The sequence below is a fragment of the Afipia sp. OHSU_II-C1 genome, assembly GCF_000497575.1.
Taxonomy (GTDB): domain Bacteria; phylum Pseudomonadota; class Alphaproteobacteria; order Rhizobiales; family Xanthobacteraceae; genus Afipia.
On the sequence record NZ_APJI01000010.1, the window covers coordinates 354,037 to 379,149 of the forward strand.

A 25,113-nucleotide genomic window follows, 5' to 3' on the forward strand; every position below is an offset into this window, starting at 1 on the left:
CATGCCTCCCGGAGGAATATTTTTCCCCTTTGTGCGGGGATTCGAGGCATGGCGCAAGCGCGCGAGATCAAAGGAAAACCCCGCGACATTGTCGCGGGGTTTTTGTTTTCGCAATGCGGCCTTTGCTTATTCCGCAGCCTGCAGAGCGGGCTTCGATGCAAGATCGAAGCGGTCGGCGTTCATCACCTTGGTCCACGCCTTCACGAAGTCCTTGACGAACTTCTCCTTCGCATCCGTGCTGGCGTAGACCTCGGCCAGCGCACGCAACACAGAGTTCGAGCCGAACACGAGATCGACGCGGGTGCCGGTCCACTTGACGTCGCCGGTCTTGCGGTCGCGTCCTTCGAACAGGCTCTGATCGTCGGAGATCGACTTCCACTGGGTGCTCATGTCGAGCAGGTTGGCGAAGAAGTCGTTGGTCAGGGCACCCGGCTTGTCGGTGAGGACGCCGTGCTTGACGCCGCCCGTGTTGATGTTGATGGCGCGCAGGCCGCCAATCAGCACGGTCATTTCCGGCGCGGTCAGTGTCAGCAACTGCGCCTTGTCGATCAGGGCGACTTCACCGAGAGCGGCTCCCGCCTTGTGGTAGTTGCGGAAGCCGTCCGCGAGAGGCTCCATGACGGAGAAGGCATGAACATCCGTCTGGTCCTGCGTGGCGTCGGTGCGGCCGGGCGTGAACGGCACCGCCACGCTGTGGCCGGCCGCCTTCGCCGCCTGTTCGACACCGACATTGCCGGCGAGCACGATCAGGTCCGCAAGCGAGACCTGCTTGCCGCCGTAGTTCGCGACATTGAACTCCTTCTGGACCGCTTCGAGAGCGGCGATGACCTTGGCAAGCTGCACCGGGTCATTGACCTCCCAGTCCTTCTGCGGGCTGAGGCGAACGCGCGCGCCGTTGGCGCCGCCACGCTTGTCTCCGCCGCGGAAGGTCGAGGCCGAAGCCCACGCCGTGCCGACCAGTTCGGACACCGAGAGGCCAGAAGCTGCGATCTTGCTCTTCAGCGCCGCGACATCGGCGTCGTCGATCAACGGGTGGTTCACGGCCGGCACCGGGTCCTGCCAGACCAGCACTTCCTTCGGCACTTCGGGGCCGAGATAGCGCGAGCGCGGGCCAAGGTCCCGATGAGTCAGCTTGAACCATGCGCGCGCGAAGGCTTCCGCGAAGGCCTGCGGGTTTTCGAGGAAGCGGCGCGAGATCTTTTCGTAGATCGGATCGACGCGCAGCGACAGGTCGGTGGTCAGCATGGTCGGCTTGCGCTTCTTCGACGGATCGTGCGCGTCCGGGATGACGGCTTCGGCGTCCTTGGCTTCCCACTGGATTGCGCCGCCGGGGCTGCGGGTCTGCACCCATTCGTACTTGAACAGGTTTTCGAAGAAGAAGTTGCTCCACTGGGCCGGCGTCTGGGTCCAGGTGACTTCGATGCCGCTGCCGACAGCGTCCGCGCCGAAGCCGGTGCCGAAGTTGCTGGTCCAGCCGAGGCCCTGCTCTTCGAGGCCCGCGGCTTCCGGATTCGGTCCCTTGTGGGATTCGGGGGCAGCGCCGTGAGTCTTGCCGAAGGTGTGGCCGCCGGCGATCAGCGCAACGGTTTCCTCGTCGTTCATGGCCATGCGGGCAAAGGTCTCGCGGATGAACGCAGCGGCCGACAGCGGATCGCCGTTGGCGCCCGGACCTTCCGGATTGACGTAGATCAGGCCCATTTCAGTGGCGCCGAGCGGCGCCGGAAACTTGTCGAGAGTCCGGTGCTTCAGCCACTCGGTTTCAGCGCCCCAGTTCACGTCGAGATCCGGCTCCCAGACGTCCTCGCGACCTGCGGCAAAACCGAAGGTGCGGAAACCCATGGTCTCAAGTGCGACGTTGCCGGTGAGGATCAGCAGATCCGCCCATGAAATCTTCTGGCCGTACTTCTGCTTGATCGGCCACAGCAGGCGGCGCGACTTGTCGATGTTGACGTTATCGGGCCACGAGTTGAGCGGAGCGAAGCGCTGCTGGCCACGGCCACCGCCGCCACGGCCATCGGCCAGCCGGTAGGTGCCGGCTGCGTGCCACGACATGCGGACGAACTGCGGGCCATAGTGGCCGAAGTCGGCGGGCCACCAGCTCTGCGAGTCGGTCATCAGCTTGCGCAGGTCGTTCTTGAGCGCCTCGTAGTCAAGCTTGCCGAACTCTTCGCGATAGCTGAAGGCCTGTCCCAGCGGATCGGACTTTGACGAATGCTGGTTCAGGAGATCGACGCGCAACTGATTGGGCCACCAGGCACTGCTCTGGGTGCCACCGCCTGCGCCATGGTTGACCGGGCACTTGCCCAGGCCTTTGTCGTCAGTCTTTGCGTCCATGTTCTTCTCCGATCATTCTTTGATTTTTCGTTCGCCGGTTTGATCCGATGTGCCGCCCAGGACCCGATTGCTCTCAGGTCTCTGAAATGCGCTCGCTGTTGCTGGGGCGTTTCGCCATGGGCGACGGTACAATCAAAACCGTTCCGGCAGGACATTGGAAGAATTCCAGCATCAGGTCCAGTCGGTTTTTCTTTCCCCTCAGATAAGTAATTCTGATCGATAAAGCCTGCGGGATACGAGATGCCGCAACCTACGGTCTTTCCATGATGGGCGCATGAATCGAAAAAGGGCGGCTAAAAAGCCGCCCTTTTGTCTTTTCCCGATACAGACGTCAGATGGTCAGCGTTCCGGCCTTCGCCGCCGCATAGCGCTCGGAAACCTTCGCCCAGTTCACCGTGTTCCACCACGCCTTGAGATAATCGGGGCGGCGGTTCTGGTAGTTCAGATAATAGGCGTGCTCCCAGACGTCGTTGCCCATCAGCACGCGCTTGCCGTCCATGATGGGCGAGTCCTGATTGGGACGCGTCTCGATGGCGAGCTTGCCGTCCTTGGTAACGGTGACGAACACCCAGCCCGAGCCGAACTGGCGTCCACCGGCCGCATTGAAATCGGTCTGGAATTTTTCGAGACCGCCGAGGTCCTTGTCGATCGCGGCGAGCACCTCGCCCTCCGGCTTGCCGCCGTTCGGGCCCATGATGCTCCAGAACATGGTGTGGTTGGCGTGGCCGCCGAGGTTGTTGCGCACGGTGAACTTGATCGAGTCATCCAGCGCGTTGAGGTTGCCGAGGATGTTCTCGATCGGCATCGTCCCGAGTTGCGGATTGGTCTTGGCGACGTTGTTCATGTTGGCGACGTAGGCTGCGTGGTGCCTGTCGTGGTGGATTTCCATCGTCTTGGCATCGATATGCGGCTCAAGCGCGTTGGCAGCGTAAGTCAGTGGCGGCAGCGTGAAGGGGCCGGTGGCGGGCGCGGCGGCTGGAGCAGCGGGAGCCGGCGCAGCCTGTGCGAACACGAAGCGCGGGGCGGCGGCTGAGACCGCGACCCCGGCGGCAGCGGTGACGAGATGGCGTCGGGATATCGATGTCATGGTGGTCTCCCTGATGTGGCAGCGTGATGCGATCCGGTACGAATGCAGCCGAGCCATGACAGGGCTACGCTGCGGGCACAAAACGAGTTTCGCATGAGGCAAACAAAAAGGGGCGGCAAAATGCCGCCCCTTCGGGTCGTCACACGGGTTTGTGAGACAATTACTCGGCGGCGGAAACGCCCTCGGCCTTCTGCTTGGCCTCGAGGTCCTCGCCGGTTTCCTGATCGACCACCTTCATCGACAGGCGCACCTTGCCGCGATCGTCCAGCCCGAGCAGCTTGACCTTGACCTTGTCGCCTTCCTTGACGACGTCGGAGGTCTTCTGCACGCGGTTGGCGGCGAGCTGGCTGATGTGAACCAGACCGTCCTTCGGCCCGAAGAAGTTCACGAACGCGCCGAACTCCATCACCTTGACCACGGTGCCGTCGTAGATCTGGCCGACTTCCGGATCGGACGCGATCGACTTGATCCACTTGATCGCCGCGCGGATCGATTCGCCGTTGGCGGATGCGACCTTCACGGTGCCGTCGTCCTCGATGTTGACCTTGGCGCCGGTCTTTTCGACGATCTCGCGGATCACCTTGCCGCCGGTGCCGATCACTTCGCGGATCTTGTCGGTCGGGATCTGCAGCACCTCGATGCGCGGCGCATGTTCGCCGAGCTCGGCGCGGGCGTTGGTGAGCGCCTTGGCCATTTCGCCGAGGATGTGGATACGGCCGTCCTTCGCCTGCGCGAGGGCCTGCTTCATGATCGCTTCGGTGATGCCGGCGATCTTGATGTCCATCTGCAGCGAGGTGATGCCGTTTTCAGTGCCGGCCACCTTGAAGTCCATGTCGCCGAGATGATCCTCGTCGCCGAGAATGTCGGACAGCACGGCAAAACGGTCGCCCTCGAGAATGAGGCCCATCGCGATACCCGCGGTCGGCCGCTTCAGGGGAACGCCTGCGTCCATCAGCGCCAGCGAAGCGCCGCAGACCGAGGCCATCGAGGATGAGCCGTTCGACTCGGTGATCTCCGAGACGACGCGCAGCGTGTACGGGAATTCATGGTGAGCCGGGAGCACCGGATGGATCGCGCGCCAGGCGAGCTTGCCGTGGCCGATTTCGCGGCGCTTGGTGCCGCCGAGGCGGCCGGTCTCGCCAACCGAGTAGGGAGGGAAGTTGTAATGGAGCAGGAAGCGCTCCTTGTACGTTCCCGACAGCGAGTCGATGTACTGCTCGTCTTCGCCGGTGCCGAGCGTGGTGACAACCATCGCCTGGGTCTCACCGCGGGTGAACAGCGCCGAGCCGTGAGCGCGGGGCAGCACGCCGACTTCGGCGACGATCGGACGAACCGTCTTCACGTCGCGGCCGTCGATGCGCTTGCCGGTGTCGAGGATGTTGTTGCGAACGACGTCCGCTTCCAGCTCCTTGAACACGCCGGCGACGCGCAGCTTGTCGTACTTCGGCTCCTGACCTTCCGGGAAGAAGTGGTCCATGACCTTCTTCTTCACTTCGCCAACGGCCGCGTAACGATCCTGCTTGACCGGGATGGCGTAGGCCTTGCGCAGTTCGGCCTCGCCGACGCTGCGCATGTCCTTCTCGATAGCGCTGTTGTCCACGGAGGAAACCTCGCGCGGCTCCTTCGCGGCTTTCTCTGCCAGTTCGATAATCGCCTTGATCACCGGCTGGAAATGCCGATGACCGAACATCACGGCGCCGAGCATGACCTCTTCGTTCAGTTCCTTGGCTTCCGATTCCACCATCAGAACGGCGTCGGCAGTGCCGGCGACGACCAGATCGAGATTGGTGTCGGTCATTTCGTCGAGGGTCGGGTTGAGAACGTATTCGTCGTTGATGAAGCCGACGCGGGCTGCGCCGATCGGGCCCTGGAACGGTGCGCCGGAGAGGGTCAGCGCAGCGGAGGAAGCCACCAGCGCGAGAATGTCCGGATCGTTTTCCATGTCGTGCGACAGAACCGTCACGATGACCTGGGTTTCGTTGCGCCAGCCGTCAACGAACAGCGGACGGATCGGACGGTCGATCAGGCGGGAAACCAGTGTTTCCTTTTCGGTGGGCCGGCCTTCGCGCTTGAAGTAGCCGCCGGGAATGCGGCCGGCCGCGTAGGTCTTTTCCTGATAGTCCACAGTGAGCGGCAGGAAGTCGACACCTTCACGCGGCGCCTTGGCGGCGACGACGGTGGCAAGCACGATGGTCTCGCCATAGGTGGCGACAACGGCGCCGTCGGCCTGACGCGCGATCTTGCCGGTTTCGAGTTTGAGTGGACGTCCACCCCAGTCGATCTCGACTGAATGAGCATTAAACATTGTCTTCGTCTTTCATGGGTTCACGAAAGAACGGACGCCTGAAACACAAAAACCATGCGCAAGATTGCGGGACGCTGATTGCGCGAATGCGCGTCAGCGTCCGGCGATCCTGCCATGGTCCTTGAATTTCGAATGGCGTCCATCCTTTCGATGGTACGGGCATGTCACCCGTTATCGCCCAGCCGCCGGATTGCTGCTGGACACGCCGCGTGGACATTTCAGAGGTCCACGCGTTGGAAATGCGTGGCGTATTCCCACGCCACACAAAAACGCGCGCAAACCTGCGCGCGTGTATTTCTTAGCGGCGAATGTTGTGCTTCTCGAGCAGCGCCTTGTAACGCGCCTCGTCCTTCTTCTTGACGTAGTCCAGAAGGGAACGGCGCGTGGAGACGAGCTTCAAAAGGCCGCGGCGGGAATGGTTGTCCTTGCCGTGGGTCTTGAAATGCTCGGTGAGGTTGGCGATGCGTTCCGACAGGATCGCGACCTGGACCTCAGGCGAACCGGTATCACCGGCCTTGGTTGCATTCGTCTTGATGACTTCCGCTTTGCGTTCTGCGGCAATCGACATCGTCAAACACCTTCTTTGCGGCCGGGATGAGCTGTCAGCCCGGTCAGGTTGAACACACGCTTGGGGATGAGTTCGCCATTGCCAATCTCGGCGAGGGCCAGAAGCCTTCCTCCGACGGTGGCATAGACTGTGCCGTTTGAAATTGGCGCATCCCGTCCGCGCAACAAAACCGCCTGGCCCCGGTGGAGCCTTGCGGCATCCGCCCGTGTGACGGCCAGTGCCGGGATGTCGTCCAGCGCGGTCTCAACGGGCAAAAGCGCGTCGGCGAGGCTGCCCTCGCCAGACGCGGCTCTATCGCACAAAGCCTCCAGATCTGCCAGCGGAATCATGTCTTCTTCGGTAAAAGGCCCGCAAATCGTGCGCCGGAGCGCGCAAATATGGCCAAAACACCCCAGAATCCGGCCCATATCGCGGGCCAGCGCCCGGACATAGGTCCCTTTGCCGCATTCGGCCTCGAACACCGAGCGGTCGCCATCTAGTTGTTCGACAAGGATTAATTCGTGAATTTCGACCGGCCGGGGCTGCAGGGGAACCACCTCGCCATCGCGGGCCATGTCATAGGCCCGCTCGCCCTGGATCTTGATCGCCGAATACTGCGGCGGGATCTGTTCGATGGTGCCGGTGAACTGCGGTAGCAAGGCCCGGATCGCCTCGACGGAAGGCCGGGCCGGGCTGGTCTCCGTCACACGGCCCTCGGTGTCGTCGGTGTCCCGCTCCTCGCCCCACTGCACCGTGAAGCGGTAGCGCTTGCGGCCGTCCATCACGAACGGAACGGTCTTGGTGGCTTCGCCGAGCGCAATCGGCAGTCCGCCGGAGGCGAGCGGATCGAGGGTGCCGGCGTGGCCCGCGCGCTTGGCATTGAACAGGCGCTTGAGCACGGCGACGGCGTGGGTCGATGTCATGCCGATCGGCTTGTCGAGAATCACCCATCCATGAACGTCGCGGCGATCACGCTTCTGCTGACCGCCCTGCTGACGTTGCTTTCCGCCTTGCTGGCGCGGATCGTTATGCCGCGTGCGGGCATCAGAAAATTTATTTTCGGCAGGCGCGTTCGAATCGGCTGTTTGCTGTTCGATCACGCGGTCTGGGGTCATCACATTCATCAGTCTTGGTCCGAATCTGTCTTGAGGTCTTTTTGAACCGCGGGTGTTCTCAGTAATTTCTCGATCCGTTCTGCTTCGTCGAATCGTTCGTCAACGCGGAAGCGAAGATCAGGCGCAAATTTTAAGTTAACGCGATGCGCGACCTCGCCGCGGAGAAACTTCTTGTTGCGATCGAGCGCTGCGATCACGTCCTCGATGCCGCGGCCGCCGAGCGGCATTACATAGATGGTCGCGAGCTTGAGGTCCGGCGACATCCGCACCTCGGGCACAGTGATGATGTGACCCTCGAGCGCGGGATCGTGCACGCTGCCCTGTGAAAGGAGATCGGAGATGGCGTGGCGCACAAGCTCGCCGACCCGCAACTGCCGCTGCGATGCGCCGGACGATGAGCCTTGTGACTTGCCGCGTTGTTGGCGGGGCATGAAACAGTCCTGAAAAATTCAGACGACATGGCCGGGCTTGGCCCGCCATGGACATCCTTGCTGTGAACTTAATGAAGACGTGGATGCCCGCGAGATCCCCGGTCACGCCGGGGACAGGCTCGCGGGCATGACGTCCCGTCTTAATTCAACGCGCCCTGAAGACTTGGACTTACAGGGAGCGCTGAATGGTCTCTATGCGATAGCACTCGATAACGTCGCCGACACGCATATCCTGGTAGTTCTCGAAGGCCATGCCGCATTCCTGGCCGGACTGGACTTCCTTCACTTCGTCCTTGAAGCGCTTCAGTGTCGACAACTTGCCCTCGTGCACGACGACGTTGTCGCGGATCAGGCGCACATTGGCGCCGCGTTCCACGCTGCCGTCGGTGACGCGGCAACCGGCGATCTTGCCGACCTTCGAGATGTTGAACACCTCGAGGATCTGCGCATTGCCGAGCATGGTTTCGCGCAAGGTCGGCGCCAGCAGGCCGGACATCGCCTTTTTCACGTCATCCACGAGATCGTAGATGATGTTGTAGTAGCGGATTTCGATGCCGTTGCGCTTGGCGAGAGCGGCCGCTTCCTTGTTGGCGCGGACGCTGAAGCCGATGATCGCAGCGTTGAAACCTTCCGCCAGCGTCACGTCGGATTCCGAGATGCCGCCGACACCCGCGTGGAGGATGCGCGCAGCAACTTCGTCGGTGCCGAGCTTCTCAAGAGAGCCGAGAATGGCTTCCAGCGAGCCCTGCACGTCAGCCTTGATGACCAGCGGGAAGTCCTTGCGGCCCGTGGTCTTGAGCTGCGACATCATCTGCTCGAGCGAACCGCGCATGCCGGCGCTGCTGGCCGCGGATTTCTCGCGCTTCTGATGCGCGCGGTAATCGGTGACCTGACGGGCGCGGGCTTCGTTCTCGACGACAGCAAGGCGGTCGCCGGCTTCCGGCGGACCATTGAAGCCGAGAACCTCAACCGGAACCGACGGACCTGCTTCCTGTACGGTCTCGCCCTGATCGTTGATCAGCGCGCGGACGCGGCCCATTTCAGCACCGGCCACGATAATGTCGCCGACCCGCAGGGTGCCGCGCTGAACCAGCACGGTCGCCACCGGACCGCGGCCGCGATCGAGCTTGGCTTCGATCACGGTGCCTTCAGCCGGACGATCCGGGTTGGTCTTCAGGTCGAGCAGTTCGGCCTGCAGCGCGATCATTTCGAGCAGTTTGTCGAGATTGGTCTTGTTCTTGGCGGACACTTCGACGTCGACGACGTCGCCGCCGAAGGATTCGACCTGCACTTCATACTGTAGCAGTTCGGTGCGCACGCGCTCTGCTTTGGCGTCCGGCTTGTCGATCTTGTTGATCGCAACGATCATCGGAACCTTCGCCGCCTTGGCGTGATTGATCGCCTCGATCGTCTGCGGCATGACGCCGTCGTCGGCGGCCACGACAAGGATCACGATGTCGGTGACCTTGGCGCCGCGCGCGCGCATCGCGGTGAACGCGGCGTGGCCGGGGGTGTCGATGAAGGTGATCTTCTTGCCGCTTTCCGGCGAAGTCACCTGATAGGCGCCGATGTGCTGGGTGATGCCGCCGGCTTCGCCGCTGACCACATTGGCGTGGCGCAGCGCGTCGAGCAGCGAGGTCTTGCCGTGGTCGACGTGGCCCATGACGGTCACGACCGGCGGACGCGGTGTGGTGTCCGAGGCATGATCTTCTGCGACGTCGAAAAGGCCTTCTTCCACGTCCGACGCGGCGACGCGCTTGACGGTGTGGCCCATTTCCTCGGCGATCAGCTGCGCGGTGTCGGCGTCGATCACGTCGGTGATCTTGTGCATCGCGCCCTGCTTCATCAGCAGGCGGATGATATCGACGGCACGCTCGGCCATGCGGTTGGCGAGTTCCTGAATCGTGATGGCTTCGGGAATCGTGACTTCGCGGATCAGCTTTTCCTTCGGCTCGTTGGACGCGTGGCCCTTGAGGCGCTGGGTGCGGCGGCGGAACGAGGCGATCGAACGCTCGCGCACGTCGTCGGCATTGAGCGCGGTCGCAATGGTCAGACGGCCGCGCTGCTTCGCAGGACCGGGCTTCGCGGCAGGCTTCGCCGCGACGACCGGACGCGCCGGTCCGCCGCCGGGACGGCGCACCATGCGCGGTGCTTCATCATCGTCTGAGCCGTCGGCGGCCACGGGCGCCGGACGGGTCGGAGCGGCCGGGGCCTTCGCTGCGGCAGCGGCGGCCTTTGCGGCAGCTTCGGTGCGCTTGTTGGCTTCACGCTCGGCGCGGGCCTTGGCTTCTTCCTCGGCGCGATGGCGTTCTTCCTCAGCCTTCTTGCGGGCTTCGGCGGCTTCACGCTCCTGCTGTTCCTTGAATTCCTTGGTGTTGCGGCGTGCAGCCTCGGCTTCCGCCGCGCGGCGCTCTTCTTCTTCGCGAACACGCGCATCGGCCAGCGCGGTTGCGCGTGCGCTCTGCTCGTCTTCGGTCAGGGTGCGCAGCACGACGCCGGAGGGGCGTGAAGCCGGACGCGGCGCGGGTGCCTGCGTGCGCGGCGCAGGTGCAGCAACAGGTGCCGGAGCAGGCGCGGCGGGCGCAGCTTCAGGCGCCGGCGCGGGATCGCCGGCGAGGCGGCGCTTGGTTTTCTTCTCGACCACCACCTGCTTGGTGCGGCCGTGACTGAAACTCTGGCGCACGACGCCGGTCTCTGTGCGCGGTTTCAGCGACAGAGTTTTAGAACCGACGCTCAGCGTCTTATCGCCAGGATTTTTCGTATCAGCCATTCAACAGTCCCAATCTCGTTCGTTGCTCGCATGCCGTATCAGACGGCCATGCCCTAGTTATTCTGATCAATCCCGCCATCGTGACCGCCACCCGTCCCCCGAAACCGGGAGAGCGTCTGGCAACGTGCGAGGAAGGTCTTGCTTGCCGGGCCCGCGAGCAGGGCAGCATGTACCACATTTGCCCGCCCGAGTGCCAAATCCAATTCATCGGTGGTCAGGACGCCGATCACGGGGAAATCCGCTGATTTCGCACCGTTTTCCCGCATTACGGCGGCAAGTCTGGCATTCAGCTTGCGGATTCCGTCCGGAGCGCCGTCCGTGGCGTGGATCAGGGCGACCGCCTGCCGCCCCTCGATGGCGCCTTCAACCTTGGAAAAACCCGACACCACCTGGCCGGCCTTCGCGGCCATGGCGAGGGCTTCGGAGGCCCCCCGGACCATCATGCGGTCGACGTCGTCGGCCAGGGTCTTCGACACCCGGACGTCGCGCTTGAAGCTGCGTGCAAACACGTTGCGCTTCGCGGCTTCCGTCACGGCGGCATGCGACAGCGAAACCCATAGCCCGCGTCCCGGCAGCTTGCGCTTCAGGTCGGGAACGGTTTCGCCGGTCGGGGAGAGGACGAAGCGGATCAGGTCATCGATCGGCGCGACTTGCCGCGTGACCGCGCACATCCGCTCGGTCCCGGATTTTGTCCGGGGTCCGTTGTCGAGATCTGCGTGATCAGCGATGGCAAGCATGCGCGGGTCATTTCCTTCAACTCTTGCGGAACATGATGTTGTCCGTACGTCGCTTCATCGGCTTCGTTCTGCTTAGGCCGGGTTTTCTTCGGAAGCCGCGGCTTCCTCGGACGGCTTGGCAAGATCGGCTTCGGTGATCCAGCCGGCGACGACGCGCGCCTGCATGATCAGGGCTTCGGCGTCTTCGCGCGAAATCTCGTTGGCGTCGAGAATGCCTGCGTGCTTGGTGGTCTCGCCGTCCTTGCGCTCCACCCAGCCGACCAGATCGTCGGTGGCGCAGCCGGCCAGATCCTCGACGGTCTTGATGTCGTTCTCGCCGAATTTCACAAGCATCTTGGCGGTTACGCCCGGCACAGTCGTCAAAGCGTCTTCCACGCCCAGTTCCTTTCGCTTCGCTTCGAGTTCTGCCTCGAGCTGTTCAAGATATTCGCGGGCACGGCTTTGCAGCTCGTTGGCAGTTTCCTCGTCGAAGCCCTCGATGCTGGTGAGTTCCCGCGGGTCCACCAGCGCCAGATCCTCGACCGAACCGAAACCTTCGGACGCCAGCAACTGGCCGACGACTTCGTCGACATTGAGGGCTTCCATGAAGACGCGGGTCGAATTCTCGAAGTCGGCCTGACGGCGCTCCGATTCTTCCTGCTCGGTCAGAATGTCGATGTCCCAGCCGGTGAGCTGCGAGGCGAGGCGCACGTTCTGTCCGCGGCGGCCGATCGCAAGGGATAGCTGGGTATCGGGCACCACGACTTCAATGCGCTCGCGGTCTTCATCGATCACGACTTTCGCGACTTCGGCAGGCGCCAGCGCGTTGACCACGAAGGTGGCGATATCCGGCGACCACGGAATGATGTCGATCTTTTCGCCCTGCAGTTCGTTCACCACGGCCTGCACGCGCGAGCCGCGCATGCCGACGCAGGCGCCGACCGGATCGACCGAGGAATCCCGAGAGATCACGCCGATCTTCGCGCGCGAGCCCGGATCGCGGGCCACCGCCTTGATCTCGACGATGCCGTCATAGATTTCGGGAACTTCCTGCGCGAACAGCTTCGCCATGAACTGCGGATGGGTGCGCGACAGGAAAATCTGCGGCCCGCGGGTTTCGCGGCGGACATCGAAGATATAGGAGCGGACGCGGTCGCCGTTGCGGAACACCTCGCGCGGCAGCATTTCGTCGCGCCGCACGATGGCTTCGCCGCGGCCGAGATCGACGATGACACTGCCGTATTCGACGCGTTTGACCACGCCGTTGACGATCTCGCCGATGCGGTCCTTGAATTCCTGATACTGCCGGTCGCGCTCGGCCTCGCGCACCTTCTGCACGATCACCTGCTTGGCGCTCTGTGCGGCGATGCGGCCGTATTCCAGCGGCGGCAGCGTGTCGGCGATGGTGTCGCCGATCTGGGCGCCGGGGTTGGCGCGCTGCGCGTCCTTCAGCGAAATCTGGTTCGAGGAATTCTCGACCTGCTCGACAACGAGCATGTGGCGCGACAGCCGCAACTCGCCCTTCTTGGCGTCGATCTCGGCATGCACGTCGGTCTCGGAGCCGTAGCGGGCGCGGGCCGCCTTGGCGATGGCGTCCTCCATTGCGGCGATCACGATCGAGCGGTCGATCGACTTTTCGCGTGCGACGGCGTCGGCGATCTGCAGCAATTCGAGTTTATTGGCGCTGACAGCGGCCATGGCTCAGTCTCCTTCGTGGTGGTCCGGTTTGCCTGCGCGCTTTTTCGCTTCGGCGGCGAGGCGGTGAGCTTTCGTATTCTTCGGAGGGGCTTTGGCCGAAGCTTTCGGCTTCGGCTTGTTGCTTTTGGTCAGGTCGCGCTTTTCACGCGCGCGGCGGGCATGTTCCGGGGGCTGCGGCAGTGCGCCGGATTGCTCGAGCTGCTCGCGCTCGACGTCGCGGCCGCGACGCATCGATTCCGCGATCAGGGCGTTTGTCAGAACGAGATTTGCTCCGGCAATATCCTCGATCGGAAGCAGCACGTCCTGTTCCTGCGCGCCCTTGTGATCCGGCTTGGCGTCTTCGCGCACGATGCGGACGGCGTTGCCTTCGAGGCCCTGGATCAAGCCACGGAAACGTTTGCGTCCATCATGCGGATTGGCCATCTCTATTTTGACGAGATGGCCGATGTAACGCTCGAAGTCGGAACGCCGCACCAGCGGCCGGTCGATGCCGGGAGACGAAATCTCAAGGCGGTAGGCGCGCTGGATCGGATCGGCGATATCCATCACCGGCGACAGCGCTTTCGAGATTGCTTCGCAATCCTCGATCAGCATGGTGCCGTCGGGCTTCTCTGCCATGATCTGCACAGTGCAGCCTGCTTCGGCCGTGACCTTGATCCGCACCAGCCGGTAGCCCATGCCCTGCAATACAGGCGTGGCAACCGCGGCCACGCGCGCGCCGACGCCCGGCTCGACCACGAGGCGCGGTTCGGCAAGCAGTTCGGCGTCAATGGCAACGTCGGCAGGATCGCTCATGTCCAGGGTCAAAAGTGCTCTTATGGTTATCGGTCCGCCGCTGCATGCGGCACGGGCCATCAAGTAATAAAAAAGAGCGGGTCCCGGGGGGCCCACTCTCCTACGTGTGCGTATGAGAATTTATCAGTTGCTGCGGATATAGACGTTTTTGGCCTGTGCGGCAAGGGCTTCCCGCGCGAGCGGACCGCCTGCGGAACCCGTTTTAAGGCCGCCAGGGTGCCGATTTGCCGAACGGGCGTAGGTCTTGCGGTCAAACTCCCGGCATCCGGACGCCAGCGCGGCCGCATTTCAGGCATCTGTCCTCAAAGTGACCTTTCCGGCTAACCGTTCATTCATCTGGCGTGACCTACAGTCCCGAACGCTTCGAGGCCTGCGGTAAAACCGCAGTGCCAGCGGCGACCAGAGACGCTTATGGCAGCTGCCCTTTCCCTGATTCCCGAACTTGATGACATCGTCAAAAACGGCACCGCTGAAAGGCGGGCGGCGGCGATCGAGCGGATTTCCGACCTTTTTCTTCAGGGCGCCGCGCACTTCGAGACCCGGCATGTCGCGCTGTTCGACGACATTCTGGTCGGGCTTGTGCCGGCAACCGAAATCGAGACACGCGTGGAACTGGCGGAGCGGCTGTCCAAGCTGGACAACGCCCCGCCGACGCTGGTCAAGCAACTGGCGCACGAAAACGAAATCAAGATTGCCGGTCCGATCCTGAGCCGGTCGCCGCTGCTCGACGATCCGACACTCATCGAAATCGCGCGCGCCAAGGGTCAGGAACACCTGGCGGCGATCTCAGGGCGCCCGGCACTGTCTCCGTCCGTGACCGATGTGATCGTCCGCCGCGGCGACCGCGATGTGGTGCGCCATGTCGCGGCCAATACCGGTGCGGAATTTTCCGAGTACGGCTATTCGGGGCTGGTCAAGCGCGCCATCGACGACGGCATGCTGGCGCTCACCGTCGGCCAGCGCGAGGATCTCCCCGCAGCGTCGTTGAAGCAGCTGCTGGCAAAGTCCGTCGATCTTGTCCGCCGCCGGATGTTCGATACGGCGAAGCCGAAGCAGAAGGCGGCGATCAATCAGGCGATGATCGAGATTTCCGGCGCGCCGAAGACGCAGCCACAGGTGCGCGATTTCGAGCCGGCCCAGCGCGCCATCCTGGCGCTGCATCAGGCGGGAGAACTCAACGAGGCAGCCTTGCTTGGTTTCGCCAAGCCGCACAAGTACGAGGAATCGATCGCGGCGCTCGCAGCGCTGACAGGCATGCGGCTGTCGGTGGTGCACCAGTTGATGCTCGGCGATCGCTACGATCCCATTCTGCTGCTCGGAAAATCGATCGGGCTGGAATGGGCGACGGTGAGGGCCCTGGTGGTGCTGCGGCTGGGACCGGGACGCGTGCCTGCCGGCCCGGACATCGAAGAAGCCCGCATCAACTATGAGCGTTTGTCGCCCGCGACGGCGCTGCGGGTGCTGACGTTCTGGCGCCTGCGCGACAAGGGTTTGCCGGCCTAAGAACGCGCATGCCGGAAGATGAGATAGGCCGCCTTGCGTCCTTCGCGGTCGGCCTTTCTGCCGTAACGCGTCATGGTGTAGTTCGGCCATGGCAGCCGCCAGTCGTCGGCGCGCTCCGCTGTCCAGATGAAATCCGCAGAGCGCTGCATGTGCATCAAGGTCCATGCACAGTAATCGTCGATGTCGCAGACAAAGCGAAATTCGCCGTTCTGTTTGAGGATGCGCGACATCCCGGCGATGGTGGCGTCCTGAACGAAGCGCCGCTTCCAGTGCCGCCGCTTCGGCCACGGATCGGGATGAATGAGGTCGATGCGTGCAAAGCTCGACGGCTGCGCCCACGCGAGCAATTCGGCGGCGTCGCCCGCGAACAGACGGATGTTGGCGATGTTGTGCGCTTCGATCTGCGCGAGAATTTTCGCCATGCCGTTGACGTAAGGCTCGCAGCCGATGAAGCCGGTTCGCGGAAATGCGAGTGCTTCTGCGATCAGGTGTTCACCGCCGCCGAATCCGATCTCAAGGCGCATCTCGTCGACGGGCGCCTGGAACAGCGCGCCCGGATCGGAGGCGTCCGCGCGATCGAGGTCGAGCGCGAGATGCGGCAGCAGATTTTCGATCAGGTCGGCCTGATGATTGCGGAGCTTGTGCCCCTTGCGCCTGCCGAAAAACGAGCCCTGCCCGTGCTCGGCATTCTGCCGGTGTGAAGAAGTTGGGTCGTTCGCGGTCATCGTAATTACCGGCTGGGGCGATCCATCGCTCACGCGGAACGATCTGGGTGAAGTCGATCATGGGCACGTCCGGCGATCCTGCCAGATCCGCACGCCCGTCGGTGCGTTCAGGTTATGAAGGGTCGGACTGTTCGCGCGCCGCCATCTGCTCGACGAGTTCCACAATGCTGCGGCGGAGCTTGGCATCCGTAATCCGTGTAAAGGCCCGCGTCAGCGCGAGTCCTTCGGAGGTCGCGAGAAAATCTGAAACATAGGCGGGGGACTGCGCTTCGCTCAATCCCGCCAGCGCGTTCGGACCGGCCGGGCCGCCTTCGAACAGAAACGAGACGGGAACCTGAAGAATGTCCGAGATCTGCTGCAGCCGACTCGCACCGATGCGGTTGGTGCCCTTCTCGTATTTCTGCACCTGCTGAAATGTCAGGCCGAGCGCTTCGCCGAGCTTTTCCTGGCTCATGCCAAGCATGATCCGGCGCATGCGCACGCGGCTGCCAACATACTTGTCAACAGGATTGGGCGCCTTGGTCGTCATCTACAAGCTCCGCGTCATCGGCAAAAAATGGAAAACGATGGTGAACCTGTTGGCGATGACCAGTCCGGAATACGCTTCTTGCGCCAGCATCGTCAAATCCTTGTCGCGTCCGTGATGAAGAATTTAGGTTAAACCCTGTGACCGCATTGAGGCCAATTGAACCCCTCGAATAGCGATGGACGATCTGGACACATGTCCAGAATACCGCGCATCAGAAGAGTTACGGCGATGTCAGGGCTTTTGTTTCGTGCGGCGGCGAATAACGATAACTGTCGACAATGCTACCGCCAGCGCCACCGGGATATCGCGAACGCGCGAGAACAGCGTCGGAGAGGCTGGCTTGGGCAAGGCTGAATCGAGCACGCCTTCGGTGCCAAGCCCCAATCGCGCGATGATGCGACCGAACGGATCGATCACCGCGGAGATGCCTGTGTTCGCAGAGCGGACTATGGGCAGGCCCTCTTCAACAGCGCGCAGGCGAGCCTGTTGCAGATGCTGATAGGGGCCGGTCGAAATGCCGAACCATCCGTCGTTGGTCAGGTTGACGATCCAGCCGGGACGATCGTCGCCGGGAACAATGTCGCCCGGGAAGATCGCCTCGTAGCAGATCAGGGGCAGCATGCGCGGGGCGTTCGGCACCGTCATCGTCCGGCGCCGGTCCCCCGGAATGAAGCCGCCGCGCACCTTGGTGATCTGCACGAAGCCGAGTTTTTCCATCGCGGACTGAAACGGCAGGTACTCGCCGAATGGAACCAGATGCAGCTTGTCGTACATCGACAGGATCGTTCCATCGTGATCGATGACGTAGATCGAATTGTAGGCGCGCGTGATCTGCGTTCCGGCAGGCTGGTCCGGCGGGCGGATCGCACCGGTGACCAGCACCGTTCCCGGCGGCAGCAGGTTCGCGATCTGCGCCATCGCGTCGGCTTCGCGCGTCAGGAAAAATGGAAACGCGGATTCCGGCCAGATCAGGATGGTGGAGTCGCGCACGCCGCTCGATTGCGGGCCGGTCGCGCGATCCGACAGCGACAGATACTTGTCCATCACCATCTGCTTTGCGGCGTAGTTGAACTTCACATCCTGCTGCAGGTTCGGCTGCATCAGCCGCAGCTTGACCTTGTCGGCGAATTGAGTCGGCTGCCGCGCAAGCCTGCTTGCGCCATAGCCGCCCATCACCGCAAGCACGAGAAGAGAGGCAACAAGCGGAATCCATGGACGGGGCGTGACGTGCCGGTCGTCGATCAGCACGGCGGGAGATGCAAATACGGCGACTGCGATAAACGTCAAACCCCACAGGCCGATGAGCGAGGCGCTCTGCGCGAGCGCCAGCGGTTCGGTCAGGGCGTAGCCGAACGCATTCCAAGGGAAACCGGTCAGGATATGTCCGCGCAGCCATTCACTGACGGTGAGCGCACAGGCGAGGCTCAGGATGCGAAACGAATCCGGCGTCCAGATCAGCCGCGCAAGCGCGAAGCCGAACGCCATAAACAGCGCGAGGCCTGCCGGCAGGCCCATGACCGCGAACGGGAGCAGCCACGCAAAAGTCTGGGCGTCGACGAGGAAGGCGTAGCCCACCCAATAAAGTCCCGCGACGAAATAGCCGAAGCCGAACCACCAGCCGCTCATCGCCGCAGCGGGAATGCCGCCGAGACGTCCCGCGCCCGCGCCGTCGATCAGCCAGACCGCGACCGGTACCGTCAGAAAGAGAATCGGCCACGCATTGAATGGCGCCATCGCCAGCGCGGACAGGGCGCCCGCGGTGAGCGCGATCATCGCGCGCTTCCATCCCCATGACAGGATGATGCCGGAGCTGAGCGCGCGGAAGGATTTCATCGATTGCCGGCACCGTCGCTGGATGAAGCCGGATTGGTGTTGTCGTTGGCCTGGGCCTGCGCGGCATCGTTCGCGGCTTCCCTGCGGCGCAACTCGCGATGACGCAGATTGGAGCGGTCCTTCTGCGTTCCAATGCGCACACGTTTGACGCGGCGAGGATCGGCGTCGAGCACTTCGATCTCGAACTCCCCCGGTCCGGAAATGATTTCACCGCGCACCGGCAGGCGGCCGACCTGCGTAACGAGATAGCCGCCGAGCGTATCGACATCCTCGCCCGCTTCGCCGGTGTCGAACTCCTCTCCGACCACGGATTGCACGTCTTCGAGGCTGGCGCGCGCATCGGCGATGAAGGACCCGTCGGATTGCCGGACCACGGACGGTGTCTCGTCGCTGTCGTGCTCGTCGTCGATCTCGCCGACCACCTGCTCGACAATGTCCTCGATCGAGACCAGACCGTCGGTCCCGCCGTACTCGTCGACCACCAGCGCCAGATGGATGCGCGTCGCCTGCATCTGCGCGAGCAGATCGATGGCCGGCATCGACGGCGGAACATAGATCAGCTTGCGCATGATGCTGGCGTCGGACAGCTTCATGCGCAGATCAACCGAACGCAGATCGAGTCCCGCGGGAAACGGCTTCTTGCGCTTGGCGTTGACCTCGTCCGCAACCTTCGCCTTCGCTGTGATGAAGGCGAGCAGGTCGCGGATATGAACGAAGCCTTCCGGATCGTCGAGGGTGTCGTTGTAGACCACGAGGCGCGAATGAGCGGCGCTCTCGAACAGGCTCATCAATTCGCCGAGCGAAATATCCCGCTTGACCGCGACGATGTCGCCGCGCGGCACCATGACGTCGGCGATCCGCCGCTCATGCAGCCCCAGGATGTTGCGCAGCATGGTGCGTTCGATCGTGGTGAAGCTGGTTTCGTCCGGCGCGGTAGCATCAAGCACGACCTGGAGGTCGGCGCGGGCGGATCCCGCCTTCCATCCGAACAGCGTGCGCAGCGCGCGCATCAGCCAAAGTTCCGACGATGGCCGGAGCACCTCGACCTGCTGAACCGGCACCGGCAGATTGCCCGGTCCCGCCGTTTCGGAAGGATCGCTGTCGGACTTGTCGGCGAGAGAGCTGGGCACTTAGTTCACCTGGTCGTCGTGCGCGTAAGGATCGGGAATTCCGAGCTGCGCAAGAATATCACGCTCGAGACCTTCCATGATCTCGGCGTCGTTATCGTTTTCGTGATCGTAGCCGATCAAATGGAGAAAACCATGCACCGCCAGATGGCTGAGATGGTGCTCGAACGGCTTGTGCTCGGCATCGGCCTCGGAGCGTGTGGTTTCATAGGCAATTGCAATATCGCCGAGCATGCGCGGGGTGTCGTCGTCGGCGCGCTCCGATTGCTGCGCGGGAAACGACAGCACGTTGGTCGGCTTGTCGATGCCGCGCCAGTTCTTGTTGAGCGTGCGGATGCCTGCATCGTCGGTCAGCATGATCGCCAGTTCGGCATCGGCGGTGTCGGCGTCGACCATGACGGCGGCCGTTTCGATGGCGCGATGAATCGTCGTCTCCGCGTCGCTTTCGCTGTTCCAGCAGTCGGCGGTGACGAGGACTTCGGTCGCGGGTATGTCGGCGGACGTCATGTCAAAGATCTTGGTTGCAACTGGCGCTCTGTTTCATCGATGCATCAAGGGGTGCCTGCGCCGGGCTGCTTCGGCACGCCTTCATATGCGGCAACGATCCGCGCCACCAGTTCATGGCGGATGACGTCCTGCGCCTGGAATCTCACCTGGGCGATGCCTTCGACGCCGTCGAGCAGCTTGGCGGCTTCCGCCAGCCCCGACGGCTGGCCATTGGGCAGATCGACCTGGCTCGGATCGCCGGTGATGATCATGCGGCTGTTCTCGCCAAGACGCGTCAGGAACATCTTCATCTGCATCGATGTGGTGTTCTGCGCCTCATCCAGAATGATCGCGGCATTGGTCAGGGTACGGCCGCGCATGAAGGCCAGCGGTGCGATTTCGATTTCGCCGCTCTGCAGGCCGCGCTCGACGATGCGCGAGTCCATCAGGTCATACAGCGCGTCGTAGATCGGCCTCAGATACGGATCGACCTTCTCGCGCATATCGCCGGGCAGGAATCCAAGCCGCTCGCCCGCTTCAACGGCGGGGCGTGAGAGGATGATGCGGTCGACTTCCTTGCGTTCGAACAACTGACAGGCCTGCGCCACCGCGAGCCATGTCTTGCCGGTGCCGGCGGGGCCGATGCCGAACACCAGTTCGTGCCGCTTCAACGCGCGAATGTATGAATCCTGCGCGGCGGTGCGCGCGCGCACCGGGCGCTTGCGCAGATTGATTTCCTCGAACTGCGATTTCGCGGCTTTCGGATCGAATTCAAACAGCGAGCCCTGCGCGATCACGGCGCGGATCGCGCCTTCGACATCGCCCTGGGCAATGTCCTGGCTGCGCACAGCCTGCTCATAGAGCATTTCAAGTACGCGCCGCGCGGCATCGCAGCCGTCGCGCGAGCCGGCGACGGTGATGTGATTGCCCCGCGAGTCGGCGACAACGCCAAGGCGGCGCTCGATCAAGGCGAGGTTTTGTCCGTAGGGACCGACCAGTGCGGAGGCTGCGCCGTTGTCATCGAAGGCGACGACGATCTGGGCTTCGTGCGGTGTTGGAACGTCTCGGTCGTTTTTGCGGCCAGGGGCGAGTGTCGGCGAATCCGATGCGCTTTTTGGCAAGGGTTCAGGCTCCGGTGGTCATGGCGGACTGGGAAAGTGACGAGACGGGAGAAGCGGCTGGACCTGCGAGTACGCCGATCAGGCTGTAACGCTCGAGGCTGTCGACGGCGACGGGCAGCACCTGGCCGATGATGTCGGGCGGCGCCATGACGTGAGCGGGTTGCAGGTAAGCAGTGCGGCCGACGATCTGACCGGGATTGCGCGCGGCGCGCTCGAACAGCACATCGACCGTCTTGCCGATCACTGCCGCGTTGAAGGCAGCCTGCTGGCTGTCGATCAACTCCTGGAGCCGCGCCAATCGCTCGTCCATCACAGTGGTCGTAACCGTCTCCCGCATGTCCGCGGCCGGTGTCCCGGGCCGGGGCGAATACTTGAACGAATAGGCGCCAGCGTAGCCGATTTGGCGAACCAGCGCGAGTGTTGCGGAAAAATCTTCCTCGGTTTCACCCGGAAAACCGACAATAAAATCCGATGAAAAGGCGATGTCTTCGCGCACCTTGCGGAACCGCTCCACGGTTCTCGCATAGTCGGCGGCGGTATGTTTGCGGTTCATCGCCTCCAGGATCCGGTCGGAGCCGGACTGCACCGGCAGATGCACGAACGGCATCACGGCCGGAATGTCCCGGTGGGCTTCGATCAGTGCCTCATCGACGTCGCGGGGATGGCTGGTCGAGTAACGCAGGCGAGCGATGCCCGGAATGTCCGCGAGCCGATGCAGAAGCTGGCCGAGCGACCATGGCTTGCCGTCGCTGCCCTCGCCGTGAAACGCGTTGACGTTCTGGCCGATCAGCGTGATCTCGCGCACGCCGTTGTCGGCGAGGCGCTTCACATCGTCAATGATGCGCGCCACCGGACGCGACACTTCCATGCCGCGCGTGTAAGGCACCACGCAGAAGGTGCAGAACTTGTCGCAGCCTTCCTGCACCGTGACGAAAGACGAGATGCCGCGCGCGCGGATCATCGCCGGTTTCGGATCGGGCAGCGAGGCGAACTTGTCCTCGACCGGAAACTCGGTCTCGATCGCACGTCCGCCGGTCTGTGCCTTTGCCAGCAGTTGCGGCAGATGATGATAGCTCTGCGGCCCGACCACGACGTCAACGACGGGCGCGCGGCGAATGATCTCGCTGCCTTCGGCCTGCGCGACGCAGCCTGCCACGGCGATCTTCATCTCGCGTCCGTTACGGGCCGCTTCGTCCTTGGCGGTGCGCAGGCGTCCGAGTTCCGAGTAAACTTTCTCCGATGCCTTCTCGCGGATGTGACAGGTGTTGAGGATCACAAGATCGGCGTCGTCGGCGTTTGCCGTTTCGACGAATCCCTCAGGCGCGAGCGTGTCCACCATGCGCTGCGCATCGTAGACATTCATCTGACAGCCGTATGACTTGATGTGCAGCTTCCGCGGCGCGGTCATCGAAACCTTGGGTCTGGCGGCGCTCCGGGCCGCTCTCTCTGGCGCTTCAAATATAGATAAAGGGCGGCGAAATCCAGCGACCGGGTGGTATTCAGAATGTTCCAAATAGAGTCTATCTATTTGTTCTGTTGGGGGTTTTCAGGGGCGAACCTAATCGCGTCCCTAAATGGCGCTTATTTCAGCGTGGTCGAGGCTTGGTTCGATCAGGCCGGGCAATGCGCGCATATCGCCGATGACAATGCTCGCGCCGGCCGCCCGCAGGCGGTCGGCATCGCCGGGCCGGCAGTGGCTGCCGCCGGTAAATCCGATCACGGTCATTCCCGCGGCATGCGCGGCGGTCACGCCGGGCACGCTGTCCTCGATCACGACGCATCGCCTTGGCGGCGTATCCATCTGTGCGGCGGCAAACAGAAACAAATCCGGCGCAGGCTTGCCGCGTTCGACCTGCATCGCAGAGAACAGATGCGGGTCGAAGCGATTGAGAAGCCCGGTGGTGCCGAGGCTGCTGCGAATGCGCGTCGGGGTGCCGGACGATGCCACGCAGATGCGCCGGGACAATCGATCCAGCGCCTCGAAGATGTGCGGAACGGGCTGCAACTGCGCGCCGAACACCCGGTCAATCGTCGCTCGCAACTGCGCGGTGTAGGTGTCGGGGAAGGCGCGGCCAAGTTCGCTCTCGACCTCAAGCCGTGCCTCGCGTGCGGAGCGTCCAAGGAAGCGCTCGTGCACCTGTTCGGCGGAGATGGCGTAACCATATTCCGTCAGCACCTCGGCATGAACGACGCAGGCCAGCGCTTCGCTGTCGACGAGCACGCCGTCGCAATCGAAGATAATGAGATCGTAAGGGGAGGACGTGCTCAAGTCTTGTCGTCGTCCCGAGTCTTTTCGTCCAACGGCACGCAATAAAGCTCCAGCCGGTGGTCGACCAGCTTGTAACCAAGCTTGCGCGCGATTTCGGTCTGGAGCTTTTCGATTTCCTCGGAGGTGAATTCGATCACCTTGCCGTCGCGCAGATTGATGAGATGGTCGTGATGACTCTCCGGCACCTGCTCGTAGCGGGCGCGGCCCTCGCGGAAATCGTGGCGTTCGATGATGCCGGCGTCCTCGAACAGCTTGACGGTGCGGTAGACGGTCGAAATCGAAATCTTGTCGTCGACTGCGACACAGCGCCGGTAAAGTTCCTCGACGTCGGGATGGTCCATGGCTTCGGCGAGCACGCGCGCAATGACGCGGCGCTGCTCGGTCATGCGCATGCCGGCTGCGGCGCAGCGCTTCTCGATATCCGTATGCTTGCCTGTGGGCACGGGCTTCAAGGACGACATCTTGCGAGGTTCCGGTGGATAGAGCGGTGTTTTGCCACCGGGGGCAGCTTACGACAAGTCTCGTTGCATCACCACGGCGTTCAATTGTTCGCCGCTGGCGTCCTTGTAGTACCGTTCGCGGCGTCCGACGACGCGAAATCCGGCGCGTTCATACAAGGCGCGGGCAGGGCGGTTGTTTTCCTCGACTTCCAGAAAAACGGTTTTCAGGCCATGTCCCGCGAGATGTCCGATATGGGTGCGCAGCAGGTCGCGCGAGAAGCCGCGCCCGCGATGCTTCTGTGCAACCGCAACGGAGAGGATCTCGGCCTCGTCGGCGGCGGTTCGGGACACGATAAATCCGATGGTTGATCCGCCGAGCCGCAGCCGGTGCGCGAGGGTGTTGCGCTCGATCAGGATCTGCTCGAATTCCTCCGTGCCCCAGCCGCGATGAAACGACGCGCGATGGAGTTGCGAGAGACGCGGCGCATCGCGAAGGCTCGCCGGCTCGACCGTGGCATCGACGCGTCCGAACAGTTTCGGGAACAGATTGGAAAGAAATGCAGGAGCGCGCGCCATGGTTATGTCCGCGTGTCCGGAAGCGCGTAACCGGCCTTCGGCTTGGCGTCGGGCGCGCGCAGATAAAACGGTTTCGCCGGCGCTGCACTCGGGTCGGTCGCCGCTCCGATCCATGCGACCCAGGTAATATCGGGGCCGGGTTTCGGGTCGACCAGCACCGGTGCAGCGACGTTTCGCGGCCAGCGGTCCGCCAGCAATTTTGCGGCGTTACCGACCATGCGCAACGCGCCAAAGCGCGATGCCGCGAACGTCTCCTCGATCGGCATGACCGCCGGACGCATCAGGACCGATCCGTTGCCGGCGACGACCTGGAAATAAACATGATCATGCCGGGCATCGATCGCAGCGATGATCGGATTCTCCTGCTTCTCGGCGACCAACGGCGCGGCATAGGCCGCAAGGGTGGTGAGGCCGATCACCGGCTTGTCGGCGGCGAGGCCGATGCCGCGCGCGGCGGAGATGCCGACGCGCAGACCGGTAAAGCTGCCGGGGCCAGTGGTGACGGCGATACGGTCGAGTTCGAGATAGCTCAGGCCTGATGCGGTCATGACGCGCGCGATCAGCGGCATCAGCGCTTCGGCATGGCCGCGCTTCATCTCCAGCGTTTCCTGCGCGATCACGGCTTTGGTGGCCGCATCCAGCACGGCGGCGGAGCAGTAATCCAGCGCGGTATCGATGGCGAGAACGATCATTCAGGGACCGGTAA

At 63.0% G+C, this 25,113-nt stretch carries 23 protein-coding genes; 2 read left to right on the forward strand and 21 right to left on the reverse strand.

The window, feature by feature from the left end:
- Nucleotides 1-126: 126 nt before the first annotated feature.
- The 10 genes from katG to rimP form a co-directional block, all read right to left on the reverse strand.
- Nucleotides 127-2,334, reverse strand: coding sequence for a catalase/peroxidase HPI (gene katG / locus I554_RS0111315; RefSeq protein ID WP_024575657.1), 2,208 nt, complete (start codon nucleotides 2,332-2,334; stop codon nucleotides 127-129).
- Between the two features lie 331 nt (nucleotides 2,335-2,665).
- Nucleotides 2,666-3,421: a superoxide dismutase gene (locus I554_RS0111320; RefSeq protein ID WP_024575658.1), complete on the reverse strand. Its 756-nt coding sequence runs from the start codon at nucleotides 3,419-3,421 to the stop codon at nucleotides 2,666-2,668.
- Nucleotides 3,422-3,581: 160 nt separating this feature from the next.
- Nucleotides 3,582-5,726, reverse strand: a complete 2,145-nt coding sequence (gene pnp / locus I554_RS0111325; protein ID WP_024575659.1) for a polyribonucleotide nucleotidyltransferase — start codon at nucleotides 5,724-5,726, stop codon at nucleotides 3,582-3,584.
- A gap of 298 nt (nucleotides 5,727-6,024) precedes the next feature.
- Nucleotides 6,025-6,294 carry a 30S ribosomal protein S15 gene (gene rpsO / locus I554_RS0111335; RefSeq protein WP_024575660.1) on the reverse strand — a complete coding sequence of 90 codons (270 nt, stop codon included), beginning with the start codon at nucleotides 6,292-6,294 and terminating at the stop codon, nucleotides 6,025-6,027.
- A gap of 2 nt (nucleotides 6,295-6,296) precedes the next feature.
- Entirely contained in the window at nucleotides 6,297-7,397 is a 1,101-nt protein-coding gene (truB, locus tag I554_RS0111340) for a tRNA pseudouridine(55) synthase TruB (RefSeq protein WP_024575661.1), read from the reverse strand.
- A complete protein-coding gene (gene rbfA, locus I554_RS0111345; protein ID WP_024575662.1) occupies nucleotides 7,397-7,819 on the reverse strand; it encodes a 30S ribosome-binding factor RbfA in 423 nt (140 codons plus the stop codon). Before rbfA ends, truB begins: the two co-directional genes overlap by 1 nt.
- A gap of 169 nt (nucleotides 7,820-7,988) precedes the next feature.
- The gene (gene infB, locus I554_RS0111350; RefSeq protein ID WP_024575663.1) at nucleotides 7,989-10,589 is read right to left on the reverse strand and encodes a translation initiation factor IF-2; all 2,601 of its coding nucleotides are present in this window, start codon (nucleotides 10,587-10,589) and stop codon (nucleotides 7,989-7,991) included.
- A gap of 53 nt (nucleotides 10,590-10,642) precedes the next feature.
- Nucleotides 10,643-11,326 (reverse strand): RNA-binding protein, encoded by a 684-nt coding sequence (locus I554_RS0111355; RefSeq protein WP_024575664.1) that lies wholly within the window; start codon nucleotides 11,324-11,326, stop codon nucleotides 10,643-10,645.
- 72 nt (nucleotides 11,327-11,398) lie between these two features.
- Nucleotides 11,399-13,003 (reverse strand): transcription termination factor NusA, encoded by a 1,605-nt coding sequence (gene nusA, locus I554_RS0111360; protein WP_024575665.1) that lies wholly within the window; start codon nucleotides 13,001-13,003, stop codon nucleotides 11,399-11,401.
- Between the two features lie 3 nt (nucleotides 13,004-13,006).
- Nucleotides 13,007-13,798, reverse strand: coding sequence for a ribosome maturation factor RimP (gene rimP / locus I554_RS0111365; RefSeq protein ID WP_024575666.1), 792 nt, complete (start codon nucleotides 13,796-13,798; stop codon nucleotides 13,007-13,009).
- 411 nt (nucleotides 13,799-14,209) lie between these two features.
- On the opposite strand from rimP, the gene I554_RS0111370 reads away from it, so the two are divergent.
- Nucleotides 14,210-15,301, forward strand: a complete 1,092-nt coding sequence (locus tag I554_RS0111370; protein WP_024575667.1) for a DUF2336 domain-containing protein — start codon at nucleotides 14,210-14,212, stop codon at nucleotides 15,299-15,301.
- Here I554_RS0111370 and I554_RS0111375 read toward each other — a convergent pair.
- A complete protein-coding gene (locus I554_RS0111375; protein ID WP_029659413.1) occupies nucleotides 15,298-16,026 on the reverse strand; it encodes a tRNA (guanine(46)-N(7))-methyltransferase TrmB in 729 nt (242 codons plus the stop codon). The genes I554_RS0111370 and I554_RS0111375 overlap by 4 nt on opposite strands.
- Nucleotides 16,027-16,138: 112 nt before the next feature.
- A complete protein-coding gene (locus I554_RS0111380) occupies nucleotides 16,139-16,555 on the reverse strand; it encodes a helix-turn-helix transcriptional regulator (protein ID WP_024575669.1) in 417 nt (138 codons plus the stop codon).
- Here I554_RS0111380 and I554_RS27720 point away from each other — a divergent pair.
- The gene (locus tag I554_RS27720) at nucleotides 16,545-16,670 is read left to right on the forward strand and encodes a hypothetical protein (RefSeq protein ID WP_275450905.1); all 126 of its coding nucleotides are present in this window, start codon (nucleotides 16,545-16,547) and stop codon (nucleotides 16,668-16,670) included. The genes I554_RS0111380 and I554_RS27720 overlap by 11 nt on opposite strands.
- 116 nt (nucleotides 16,671-16,786) lie before the next feature.
- Here I554_RS27720 and lnt read toward each other — a convergent pair whose 3' ends face one another.
- The 9 genes from lnt to tsaB all read right to left on the reverse strand — a co-directional run bounded on the left by lnt (nucleotide 16,787) and on the right by tsaB (nucleotide 25,099).
- A complete protein-coding gene (lnt, locus tag I554_RS0111390) occupies nucleotides 16,787-18,388 on the reverse strand; it encodes an apolipoprotein N-acyltransferase (RefSeq protein WP_024575670.1) in 1,602 nt (533 codons plus the stop codon).
- Nucleotides 18,385-19,518, reverse strand: a complete 1,134-nt coding sequence (locus tag I554_RS0111395) for a hemolysin family protein (protein WP_024575671.1) — start codon at nucleotides 19,516-19,518, stop codon at nucleotides 18,385-18,387. The genes lnt and I554_RS0111395 overlap by 4 nt, the downstream gene beginning before the upstream one ends.
- Nucleotides 19,519-20,022, reverse strand: coding sequence for an rRNA maturation RNase YbeY (gene ybeY, locus I554_RS0111400; RefSeq protein ID WP_024575672.1), 504 nt, complete (start codon nucleotides 20,020-20,022; stop codon nucleotides 19,519-19,521). It abuts the gene before it with no gap.
- 44 nt (nucleotides 20,023-20,066) lie between these two features.
- Nucleotides 20,067-21,122, reverse strand: a complete 1,056-nt coding sequence (locus tag I554_RS0111405) for a PhoH family protein (protein ID WP_024575673.1) — start codon at nucleotides 21,120-21,122, stop codon at nucleotides 20,067-20,069.
- A 4-nt stretch (nucleotides 21,123-21,126) separates the two neighbouring features.
- Complete coding sequence (gene miaB, locus I554_RS0111410) at nucleotides 21,127-22,530, reverse strand: tRNA (N6-isopentenyl adenosine(37)-C2)-methylthiotransferase MiaB (RefSeq protein ID WP_024575674.1); 1,404 nt, start codon at nucleotides 22,528-22,530, stop codon at nucleotides 21,127-21,129.
- A 162-nt stretch (nucleotides 22,531-22,692) separates the two neighbouring features.
- Entirely contained in the window at nucleotides 22,693-23,391 is a 699-nt protein-coding gene (locus I554_RS0111415) for an HAD family hydrolase (protein ID WP_024575675.1), read from the reverse strand.
- Entirely contained in the window at nucleotides 23,388-23,852 is a 465-nt protein-coding gene (locus I554_RS0111420; RefSeq protein WP_024575676.1) for a Fur family transcriptional regulator, read from the reverse strand. Before I554_RS0111420 ends, I554_RS0111415 begins: the two co-directional genes overlap by 4 nt.
- Nucleotides 23,853-23,900: 48 nt before the next feature.
- Nucleotides 23,901-24,407 carry a ribosomal protein S18-alanine N-acetyltransferase gene (rimI, locus tag I554_RS0111425; protein ID WP_024575677.1) on the reverse strand — a complete coding sequence of 169 codons (507 nt, stop codon included), beginning with the start codon at nucleotides 24,405-24,407 and terminating at the stop codon, nucleotides 23,901-23,903.
- A 2-nt stretch (nucleotides 24,408-24,409) separates the two neighbouring features.
- Nucleotides 24,410-25,099, reverse strand: a complete 690-nt coding sequence (gene tsaB / locus I554_RS0111430) for a tRNA (adenosine(37)-N6)-threonylcarbamoyltransferase complex dimerization subunit type 1 TsaB (protein WP_024575678.1) — start codon at nucleotides 25,097-25,099, stop codon at nucleotides 24,410-24,412.
- Nucleotides 25,100-25,113: the final 14 nt, after the last annotated feature.

What these genes read in the sequence shown, in the direction of transcription:
- tsaB (WP_024575678.1), bottom strand. Translation starts at nt 25,099, where the DNA reads ATGATCGTTCTCGCCATCGATACCGCGCTGGATTACTGCTCCGCCGCC.
- truB (WP_024575661.1), bottom strand. Translation starts at nt 7,397, where the DNA reads ATGAATGTGATGACCCCAGACCGCGTGATCGAACAGCAAACAGCCGAT.
- katG (WP_024575657.1), bottom strand. Translation starts at nt 2,334, where the DNA reads ATGGACGCAAAGACTGACGACAAAGGCCTGGGCAAGTGCCCGGTCAAC.
- I554_RS0111380 (WP_024575669.1), bottom strand. Translation starts at nt 16,555, where the DNA reads ATGACGACCAAGGCGCCCAATCCTGTTGACAAGTATGTTGGCAGCCGC.
- I554_RS0111370 (WP_024575667.1), top strand. Translation starts at nt 14,210, where the DNA reads ATGGCAGCTGCCCTTTCCCTGATTCCCGAACTTGATGACATCGTCAAA.
- rpsO (WP_024575660.1), bottom strand. Translation starts at nt 6,294, where the DNA reads ATGTCGATTGCCGCAGAACGCAAAGCGGAAGTCATCAAGACGAATGCA.
- nusA (WP_024575665.1), bottom strand. Translation starts at nt 13,003, where the DNA reads ATGGCCGCTGTCAGCGCCAATAAACTCGAATTGCTGCAGATCGCCGAC.
- rimP (WP_024575666.1), bottom strand. Translation starts at nt 13,798, where the DNA reads ATGAGCGATCCTGCCGACGTTGCCATTGACGCCGAACTGCTTGCCGAA.
- I554_RS0111355 (WP_024575664.1), bottom strand. Translation starts at nt 11,326, where the DNA reads ATGCTTGCCATCGCTGATCACGCAGATCTCGACAACGGACCCCGGACA.
- lnt (WP_024575670.1), bottom strand. Translation starts at nt 18,388, where the DNA reads ATGAAATCCTTCCGCGCGCTCAGCTCCGGCATCATCCTGTCATGGGGA.
- ybeY (WP_024575672.1), bottom strand. Translation starts at nt 20,022, where the DNA reads ATGACGTCCGCCGACATACCCGCGACCGAAGTCCTCGTCACCGCCGAC.
- miaB (WP_024575674.1), bottom strand. Translation starts at nt 22,530, where the DNA reads ATGACCGCGCCGCGGAAGCTGCACATCAAGTCATACGGCTGTCAGATG.
- I554_RS0111375 (WP_029659413.1), bottom strand. Translation starts at nt 16,026, where the DNA reads ATGACCGCGAACGACCCAACTTCTTCACACCGGCAGAATGCCGAGCAC.
- pnp (WP_024575659.1), bottom strand. Translation starts at nt 5,726, where the DNA reads ATGTTTAATGCTCATTCAGTCGAGATCGACTGGGGTGGACGTCCACTC.
- rimI (WP_024575677.1), bottom strand. Translation starts at nt 24,407, where the DNA reads ATGGCGCGCGCTCCTGCATTTCTTTCCAATCTGTTCCCGAAACTGTTC.
- infB (WP_024575663.1), bottom strand. Translation starts at nt 10,589, where the DNA reads ATGGCTGATACGAAAAATCCTGGCGATAAGACGCTGAGCGTCGGTTCT.
- rbfA (WP_024575662.1), bottom strand. Translation starts at nt 7,819, where the DNA reads ATGCCCCGCCAACAACGCGGCAAGTCACAAGGCTCATCGTCCGGCGCA.
- I554_RS0111320 (WP_024575658.1), bottom strand. Translation starts at nt 3,421, where the DNA reads ATGACATCGATATCCCGACGCCATCTCGTCACCGCTGCCGCCGGGGTC.
- I554_RS0111420 (WP_024575676.1), bottom strand. Translation starts at nt 23,852, where the DNA reads ATGTCGTCCTTGAAGCCCGTGCCCACAGGCAAGCATACGGATATCGAG.